The sequence below is a fragment of the Brevundimonas sp. genome (genome assembly GCF_004210735.1).
Lineage (GTDB): Bacteria > Pseudomonadota > Alphaproteobacteria > Caulobacterales > Caulobacteraceae > Brevundimonas.
On sequence record NZ_SDZL01000080.1, the window covers coordinates 1 to 8,550 of the forward strand.

At 70.0% G+C, this 8,550-nt stretch carries 9 protein-coding genes; 5 read left to right on the forward strand and 4 right to left on the reverse strand.

Annotated features, from left to right (window positions below; genetic code table 11):
- Nucleotides 1–136 precede the first annotated feature (136 nt).
- The 4 genes from ruvB to EON91_RS13120 all read right to left on the reverse strand — a co-directional run bounded on the left by ruvB (nucleotide 137) and on the right by EON91_RS13120 (nucleotide 3,237).
- A complete protein-coding gene (gene ruvB, locus EON91_RS13105) occupies nucleotides 137–1,171 on the reverse strand; it encodes a Holliday junction branch migration DNA helicase RuvB (protein ID WP_292095561.1) in 1,035 nt (344 codons plus the stop codon).
- 184 nt (nucleotides 1,172–1,355) lie between these two features.
- Nucleotides 1,356–1,973, reverse strand: a complete 618-nt coding sequence (ruvA, locus tag EON91_RS13110; protein ID WP_292095564.1) for a Holliday junction branch migration protein RuvA — start codon at nucleotides 1,971–1,973, stop codon at nucleotides 1,356–1,358.
- On the reverse strand, nucleotides 1,970–2,482 hold the full coding sequence (gene ruvC / locus EON91_RS13115; protein WP_292095567.1) for a crossover junction endodeoxyribonuclease RuvC: 513 nt from the start codon (nucleotides 2,480–2,482) through the stop codon (nucleotides 1,970–1,972). Before ruvC ends, ruvA begins: the two co-directional genes overlap by 4 nt.
- A gap of 59 nt (nucleotides 2,483–2,541) precedes the next feature.
- Nucleotides 2,542–3,237: an MgtC/SapB family protein gene (locus EON91_RS13120; RefSeq protein WP_292095569.1), complete on the reverse strand. Its 696-nt coding sequence runs from the start codon at nucleotides 3,235–3,237 to the stop codon at nucleotides 2,542–2,544.
- A 335-nt stretch (nucleotides 3,238–3,572) separates the two neighbouring features.
- Between EON91_RS13120 and tolB the strand changes: the two genes are divergently transcribed.
- From tolB to tilS, 5 genes are all read left to right on the forward strand, one after another.
- Nucleotides 3,573–4,946: a Tol-Pal system beta propeller repeat protein TolB gene (gene tolB / locus EON91_RS13125; RefSeq protein WP_292095570.1), complete on the forward strand. Its 1,374-nt coding sequence runs from the start codon at nucleotides 3,573–3,575 to the stop codon at nucleotides 4,944–4,946.
- 166 nt (nucleotides 4,947–5,112) lie between these two features.
- A complete protein-coding gene (gene pal / locus EON91_RS13130) occupies nucleotides 5,113–5,670 on the forward strand; it encodes a peptidoglycan-associated lipoprotein Pal (protein WP_292095572.1) in 558 nt (185 codons plus the stop codon).
- Between the two features lie 137 nt (nucleotides 5,671–5,807).
- The gene (locus tag EON91_RS13135) at nucleotides 5,808–6,908 is read left to right on the forward strand and encodes a DUF3667 domain-containing protein (RefSeq protein WP_292095576.1); all 1,101 of its coding nucleotides are present in this window, start codon (nucleotides 5,808–5,810) and stop codon (nucleotides 6,906–6,908) included.
- Nucleotides 6,909–6,950: 42 nt separating this feature from the next.
- Nucleotides 6,951–7,805 (forward strand): tetratricopeptide repeat protein, encoded by an 855-nt coding sequence (locus EON91_RS13140; protein WP_292095579.1) that lies wholly within the window; start codon nucleotides 6,951–6,953, stop codon nucleotides 7,803–7,805.
- Between the two features lie 70 nt (nucleotides 7,806–7,875).
- A partial coding sequence (gene tilS / locus EON91_RS13145; RefSeq protein ID WP_292095581.1) for a tRNA lysidine(34) synthetase TilS occupies nucleotides 7,876–8,550 on the forward strand: 675 nt, incomplete at its 3' end.

Here is an 8,550-nt window from a genome sequence, read left to right on the forward strand (position 1 = left end):
AGCATCCACACCTATCAATCCTCCCCCGTGAACGGGGGAGGATTGATAGGTGTGGATGCTCAGCCTTGCCCTCCCCACCCGGTCTCCGCTTCGCTCCGACCTCCCTCCCCGGGACGGGGAGGGTGAGGCGTGGCGTCTACTTTTCGCCGAACAGGTCGGGGGAGGTCGGCGGTTGGCGCGGGGCCTCCAGCCCCAGGTGTTCGTAGGCGCGGGCGCAGGCCATGCGGCCGCGGGGGGTGCGCTGGATGAAGCCCTGTTGGAGCAGGTAGGGCTCGATCACGTCCTCGACCGCGTCGCGGGCCTCGGCGATAGCGGCCGCCAGCGTGTCCATCCCGACGGGGCCGCCGCCGTAGTTCTCGATCAGGGCCTTCAGGAAGCGGCGGTCCAGGCTGTCCAGTCCGGCCTCGTCGACTTCCAGCCGGGCCAGGGCGCGGCCGGCGGCCAGGCGGTCGATGGTAGCCGCACCCTCGGCGTCGGCGAAGTCGCGCACCCGGCGCAGCAGACGGCCGGCGATCCGGGGCGTGCCGCGCGAACGACGGGCGATCTCCATGGCGCCGTCCTCGCTGATCGCGGCGCCCATCTTGCGCGCGGCGCCGCGGATCACGGCGGTCAGCTCGTCCGCCGAATAGAATTCCAGCCGCAGCGGAATGCCGAAGCGGTCGCGCAGCGGCGTGGCCAGCAGGCCCGCGCGGGTCGTGGCGCCGACCAGGGTGAAGGGCGCCAGATCGATGCGGACGCTGCGCGCCGAGGGGCCCTCGCCGATAATGAGGTCCAGCACATGGTCCTCCATCGCCGGATACAGGATCTCTTCGACCGCCGGGCTCAGACGGTGGATCTCGTCGATGAACAAGACGTCGCGGGGTTCAAGGTTGGTCAGGATGGCGGCCAGGTCGCCCGCCTTGGCCAGGATCGGCCCGGAGGTGGCGCGGAAGCCGACGCCCAGTTCGCGGGCGACGATCTGGGCCAGCGTCGTCTTGCCCAGCCCGGGCGGGCCGAACAGCAGGACGTGATCCAGCGCCTCGGACCGGCCGCGCGCGGCGTCGATGAAGACCTTCAGATTGCCCTTGGCCGCCGACTGGCCGACGAATTCGGACAGGGTCTGGGGCCGCAGGGCGCGGTCGTACTGCTCGCCGGGGGCGGAGTCGGCGGAGATGATGCGCTCGTCGGTCATGCGCCGGGCCCCATCGCCCTTCTCCCCTTGCGGGAGAAGGTGGCAGGCGAAGCCTGACGGATGAGGGGTTGCGCCGAGATTGGAGGCAGCCGCCTTGGCTGAGGCGTCGCGAGACCCCTCATCCGACCTCGCTCTGCTCGGCCACCTTCTCCCGCAAGGGGAGAAGGATCAAAGTCTGGGCCCCTCACCGCCCCAGCTCCTGCAGCGCGGCGCGGATGACGGCGGACAGGTCGGCGTCGTCGCCGAGACGGATCAGGGCCTGATCGACGGCGCGGCGGGCGTTGACCTCGGCGATGCCGAGGCCCAGCAGGGCGGCGACGGCTTCGCCGGTCAGGCTGGGCGGCGGGGGCGCGACCTCGACGTGCACGCCGGGCGCGGTCGGGGCGAAGTGGGCGTCGCCCAGCGGTTTGCCCTTGAGCTCGGTGACGATGCGCAGGGCCAGCTTGGGCCCGACGCCGTTGGCGCGACCGACCGCCGCCTTGTCCTCACGCGCGACGGCGGACGCCAGTTCGCCGGGCGGCAGCACGTCCAGCACGCTGAGCGCGGCTTTCGGCCCAACGCCCTGGATGGCCAGCAGCAGGGTGAAGGCGCGGCGTTCGTCGCGGGTCAGGAAGCCGTACAGGCGCGGGCCGTTGTCCTGGCTCCACTGGCTTTCGATATGCAGGGTCGCCTCGTCGCCGGGCGCGGGCAGGCGTTGCAGGGTACGCGCCCCACAGGTGACCAGATAACCGACCCCGGCGCAGTCGATCAGGCATTCCGCCTCGCCGACCTCGGCCAGCACCCCGCGCAGACGACCGATCATGCTGCGCCTCGCACGGCCAGGGTTTTCATGCGCCGCAGGTGGGCGTGGGCGATGGCGACGGCCAGGGCGTCGGCGGCGTCAGCCTTGACCTCTCCGGCGCCGGGCAACAGGCGTTTGACCATGAAGGCGATCTGGCTCTTGTCGGCATGGCCGGCGCCGACGACGGCCTTCTTGATCAGGGTGGTGGAGTATTCGGCCACCGACAGGCCGGCGCGGGCGGGGGCCAGCATCACGGCGGCGCGGGCGTGGCCCAGCTTCAGCGTCGAGGCCGGGTTCATGTTGACGAAAATCTCTTCGACCGCCGCCTCGTCACAGCCGTGGTCGGCGCAGACGGCGCCGACGCCGTCCAGCAGATGCAGCAGCCGTTCGGAGAAGGGCGCGCCCTCGGGCGGGGCGACGACGCCGTGGGCGATCCAGCGCAGGCGCGACCCCTCGGCCACGACCACGCCCCAGCCGGTGCGCCGCAGACCGGGGTCCAGCCCCAGGATTCGAGTCGGTTCGTTCGCCATCCGTTCCAGTCATGCCGCAAAGACGGTTACCGGACAATGACCGGGCGAAATCCGTCCTCTCAATCGTCTCTGGGCATGACCGAGAAGCCTGCCAGCTCGCTGCGGTCGGTCAGGCGAGCGACCAGGCCGTCCACGTTCAGCGGCATGCGGCCCCGCGCCTTGATGTGGTGCTCGTGGATCTTGCCGTCGTGGCTCTGGACGTGGCCGATGCGGACCGCGCGAATGCCGGCCTCGTCCAGCAGGGCCTTCAGCGCGGTCTCGGACGGGGCGGCGCCGGTGGGCCAGCGCAGGGTCACGTCCATGACGCCGACGTGCGGCAGGCGGGCGTCGAGAAAACGCAGGATGGCCAGCACCAGAAGGGTCGCGCCGGCCGCGATCAGGGCCAGCTGGGTCATGCCCACGCCGAACATCACGCCGATGGCCGAGGTGGTCCACAGGCTGGCCGCCGTGGTCAGGCCGTGCACGGAAAAGCCTTCGCGGAAGATGACCCCGGCGCACAGGAAGCCGATGCCGGTCAGCAGGCCGTGCGACATCCGGGTCGGGTCGATGACGACGTTCTGGCCGGGCAGTGCGGTGAAGGCCCAGGTCGACTGATGCATGGCGGCCAGCATCAGCACGCAGGAGGTCAGGCAGACCATGATGTGGGTGCGGAACCCGGCGGGGTGGCCGTGATAGGTCCGCTCGACCCCGATCAGCCCGCCCGCGACCATGGCCGCCGCCACCGGCTGGATCAGGCCGAAGTCTAGTGTCGTCATTGGGTCCGCCTCCCCTGCGAACGCATATCGACCGGAGACGGTGGACTGCGTCGGGCGGGAAGAGCAAGCAACGAGGCGGCTTTCATCCGGGCGCCAGTCTTTGTCGCCGTCATCCTCGGGCTTGACCCGAGGATCGGACTGTCCGTCTGCGCGACATCGGCCAGGTAGAGCGCGTCGATCACGTGATCCTCGGGTCAAGCCCGAGGATGACGGCAGTCATACCGCTCAAGCGAAGGCGAACAGCCCGAATGTCGCCCCAATCGGCGGCAAGCTGGCGCTTGAAGCGCCGTCCGGCGATAAGGGCGGACATCGTCTCTGGATACCGGGAGTCCCCCATGCGCCTGAACCGTCTTCTCGTCTCGACCGCCGCCCTGGCGCTGGCGGCCATTTCGTTGACGGCGGCGCAGGCCCAGGTTCCCGGCCAGCAGACCGGGCCGGTCGAGGTCGAGATCGATCAGGGCGTGCTGAAGCCGCTGCAGATCGCCGTGGCCCCGTTCAGCGGCCAGAGCGGGTCGGAGATTTCGGGCGTGGTGCGCGCCAACCTGCGGCGCTCGGGTTTCTTCGATCCGCTGGATCCGGCCAGCTTCGTCGAGACGGGGCTGACGGTGGCCAATGCGCCCAACTTCCCGCAGTGGACGGCCATCGGCGCCCAGGCGGTGCTGTACGGATCGGTGACGCCGCGCGCGGACGGACGCAACGACGTCGGCTTCCGCCTGTACGACCCGTACCGCCAGTGCCAGCTGGTCAGCTATCAGTTCACCGCCACGCCCGAGCAGTGGCGCCGGATCGCGCACAAGATTTCGGACATCGTCTATCAGCGCATGACCGGCGAGGCGGGCTTCTTTGACACCCGCGTGGTCTATGTGTCCGAGAGCGGCAGCCAGCTGAACAAGCGCAGCCGCCTGTCGATCGTCGATCAGGACGGCTACAACCCCGTCTATCTGACCCAGGGCGACGAGATCATCATGTCGCCGCGCTTCTCGGCCGCCAATCCGGACGAGATCACCTATGTGGCGCTGGGCAAGGATTACAGCCGCATCTACCTGTACAACCTGTCGACCGGCCGCCGCGAAAGCCTGGGCGAGTTCGACGGCCAGGTGCTGGCGCCGCGCTTTTCGCCCGACGGATCCAGGGTCGCCTTCTCGATCATCCGGGGCGGCAACACCGACGTCTATGTGATGAACCTGCGGACGCGGCAGCTGTCGCGCCTGACCAGCGATCCGGGCATCGACACCTCGCCCTCGTTCAGCCCGGACGGGTCGATGATCGTGTTCAACTCGGACCGGTCGGGCAGCGCGCGCCTGTATGTGATGCGGGCCGATGGGTCGGGCCAGCGGGCGATCTCGCGCGGCGGCGGGCTGTACACCTCGCCGACGTGGAGCCCGCGGGGCGACATGATCGCCTTCACCAAACAATCGGGCGGGCGCTTCCACACGGGTGTGATGAACGCCGACGGCTCGGGCGAGCGCATCCTGTCGTCCAGCTATTTCGAGGAAGGCCCGTCGTGGGCGCCCAACGGCCGCTATGTGATGTTCGCGCGCCAGTCGCCGGGCGGGGACACGCGCCTGTGGACCGTGGACCTGTCGGGCCGGGTGGTGGCGCAGGCGGGCTATGACGGACGCGGGGCGGACCCGGCCTGGTCGCCACTGCTGGACGCCCCGTCGGCCAGCCTGGGCATCGGTCAGGGGCCGGACAGCTGCCCCAGCTGACCCCCGCCATCTGACGAGGTTCGTCGGCCGGCGATCACTTGCGGAGCCGAAACGGTCAACTGTGCGTTATCGACGCTGGCGCCCGCCATGCGGGGCGGCTAGCACGCCAGCTATAGCAAAGCTTTGGGGCGACCGCCCCGAGATCCTGACGACTAGGAGACGACCGATGAAGATCAACACCCTCGCCCGCCTGTCGGCCGTTGCCCTGGCCGTGGCCGCAGTGACCGCCTGCGCCCCGCGTCCGAAGCCCGAGCCCGCGACCCCGGGCGGCACGACGGCGCCGTCGAACCCGCAATATCCGACCAATCCCACCGGTCCGGTCGACGGCGGCGCCATCGGCGCGGCGGTGCCGGGGTCGGAGCAGGACTTCGTCGTCAACATCGGCGACCGCGTCTATTTCGATCTGGACAGCTATCAGGTGCGTTCTGAAGCCTATCCGCGTCTGGACGCCCAGGCCCAGTGGCTGCAGCGCTATCCGGCCGTGCGCATCCGGATCGAGGGCAATGCCGATGAACGCGGCACCCGCGAATACAACCTGGCCCTGGGCGCCCGCCGTGCTGAATCGGTGCGCAGTTATCTGGTCGACCGCGGCGTGCCCGCCGGCCGTATTGACACCATCAGCTACGGCAAGGAGCGCCCGATCGCCGAAGGGTCGAACGAGGAGTCGTGGGCCCGCAACCGCAACGCCCACACCGCCATCGTCTCGGGCGCCGTGACGCGCTGATCCGGCGACGGTTCTGAGCATCGGGAAAGGCGTCGGCTTCGGCCGACGCCTTTTTCTTTGCGTGCGTGCAGGCGCGGGCTTGTCCGTACACGGCCCCGGCGGCAAGGTCCCGGCCGAATCCGGAAGGGGAACGGGCCATGGAAATCGACGCGGCCGGCGGGGTGGTGACGGGCGGGCTGATCGCGGGCGCGATCGAGAAGCCGAAGGGCCATGCGGGCGAGGACAGCCACGGCGTCTGCGCCGACTGCGGCGCGGAGACGAGCGGCAATTTCTGCGCCAGCTGCGGCCAGCCGACCCATGTCCACCGGACCCTGCATCACCTGCTGGAAGAGGTGCTGCACGGCGTCATGCATTTCGACGCCCGCATCTGGCGCACGTTGCCGCTGCTGTGGCTGAATCCCGGCAAGCTGACGCGCGAATGGGTCGAAGGAAAACGGACTCGGTATGTCTCGCCGTTGGCGATGTTCCTGTTCACCGTCTTCGTCATGTTCTTCGCCCTCAGCTTCATGCCCCAGTACGAAGGCGCGGCGGTGAAGCTGGACGGGGCCGACGACCGGGCGAACCTGGTCGCCGCGGAAAAGGCGCTGTCCGAGACGCGGGCTGAACTGGCGACCGATCCCGGCCGCGTGTCCGGCGTCGCCCTGGCGGCGGCCGAGCGGGCGGTGGCGACCCAGCGCGAACGACTGGCGGGCCAGGGCGGCGAAGTGCGCACCGACGGGCTGAAACCCGGCAGCTGGCAGGCCAACATCAAGGACATGGCCGCCAACGACAACAGCGAGGCCGCCAAAAGCGGCCATGGCTTCGGCGCTACGTTATTGAAGAAGATGCAAAATCCGGACCTGGCGCTCTACAAATTGCAGCAGACGATGTACAAGTTCGCCTTCCTGCTGGCGCCCTTCTCGATCCCCTTCATGGCGCTGTTGTTCCTGTGGCGGCGCGGGCCGACCCTGTACGACCACGGGGTGTTCGTCCTGTATTCGCTGACCTTCATGGCCATGCTGCTGATGGTCATGGTGGTGTCGGGGATGGTCAGCACATGGGTCGGGGGCTGGTTCGGCGGCCTGGTCGTGACGGTGGGCCTGTTGGCGATTCCTGTGCACATGTTCGCCCAGCTGAAGGGCGCCTATGGATTGTCGATCTTTTCGGCGACGTGGCGAACGGTGGCGCTGGTGGTGTTCTGCAACATTGTGCTGGGGCTTTTCCTGACGGCGATCCTGTATCTGGGCCTTGGACACTGAGCACGCCTTGCGGCGGCCTTAAAACGGTGGTTGCGTGATCCCATGACGCTGAAGCTTCCTTCCTTCCTTCGCAGCCGGGCGGCGATCTCGACCGCCATCGGCCTGACCCTGATCGCGGGCGTGACGGTCGCCCAGACCACGCCGATGGAGCCGGTCCAGTGGGACAAGCGGCGACTGGAGCAACTGGACCGCAATGTCCGCCGGCTGGAGCGTGCGGTGACGCAACGCAACGCGGCAGGCCAGCCGGTTCTGGTCGAGCCTGATCCCGAGGTCATCGCCCTGCAGGGCCGGGTGGCCAGTCTGGACCGTCGCCTGCAGGATCTGGAGCAGAGCTTCCAGCGGGTGAACGGCGACCTGGAGCGGCTGTCCTTCGCCGCCGACGAGGCGACGCGCGACAACGCGGCCCTGCGCAACCGGCTGAACGATTCCGAGGCGCGGGTCGACAAGATGGAGGCCGAGGCGCGCGAGGCGGCCGAGTTGAGCGCCCCCATCGTCGCCAATTCGCCCACCGGCAACGCCGGCCAGGACCTGATCGCGGCGACGCGCCTGGCCGCGACCAGCCCGGCGCGGTCCGACCGCGCGCTGCAGGTGGTGGTGGTGACCTGGCCCGATACGCCCGAGGCGCGCGAGGCCAACTATCGCCTGGGCGACCTGCGCGTGTCGCAGAACGACCATCCGGGCGCCGTTCAGGCCTATGCCGCCGCCCTGTCGGGCTGGCCGCGCGTCGGCTGGGCGGGCGAGGCGACGATCAAGCTGGCGACGGCGCTGCTGGAAACGGATCGCAAGACCCAGGCCTGCGCCGCGCTGGGCGAGTTCACGCGCCGCTATGCCGAACCGGCCCCGGCCGCGCTGAAGACCCGCGCGACCCAGCTGCGCACCCGCGCGGCCTGTAGCTGAGGCGGCGGCGACGCCTGACATTCTGACCGAAACGGTCGCCGCCCGGCTGGACGCCCGGCTGGCCCCGGACGTGGACTGGCCGGTGGCGCTGGCCCTGTCGGGCGGCGGCGATTCCGTCGCCCTGCTGGCGCTGGCGGCCGACTGGGCCAGGGCGCGCGGACGGCGACTGCTGGCCCTGACCGTCGATCACGGACTGAACCCCGACAGCGCCGACTGGACCCGCCGGGCGGGCGAGACGGCGCGCGCGCTGGGCGTTGACTGGCGAGCGCTGCGCTGGGACCAGCCGCAGGGCGGGGCGGGCGTGCAGGCGCGGGCGCGGGCGGCGCGGCATGCGCTGATCGCCGAGGCGGCGCGGGCGGCCGGGGCGAAGGTGGTGCTGTTCGCCCATACCGCCGACGACGTGCACGAGGCCGACTGGATGCGGGCGCGGGGCTCGACCCTGGGGCGGGTGCGTGAGTGGGCGCCGTCGCCGGCGTGGCCCGAGGGGCGGGGGCTGATGCTGCTGCGGCCGCTGCTGGACGTGTCGCGGGCGACGCTGAGAACGTTTCTGACGGACAGGGGGCTGGACTGGATCGAGGATCCGGCCAACGGTGATCCGGCCTATGGCCGCAGCCGGGCGCGGGCGGCGCTGACTGCCCTCCCCCTTGATGGGGGAGGGTTGGGTGGGGGTGACGCCGCCCGACGCGTGCCTCCCACCTTCAATGTCATCCGGCCTGCCTCGCACCCCCATCCCCGACCCTTCCCC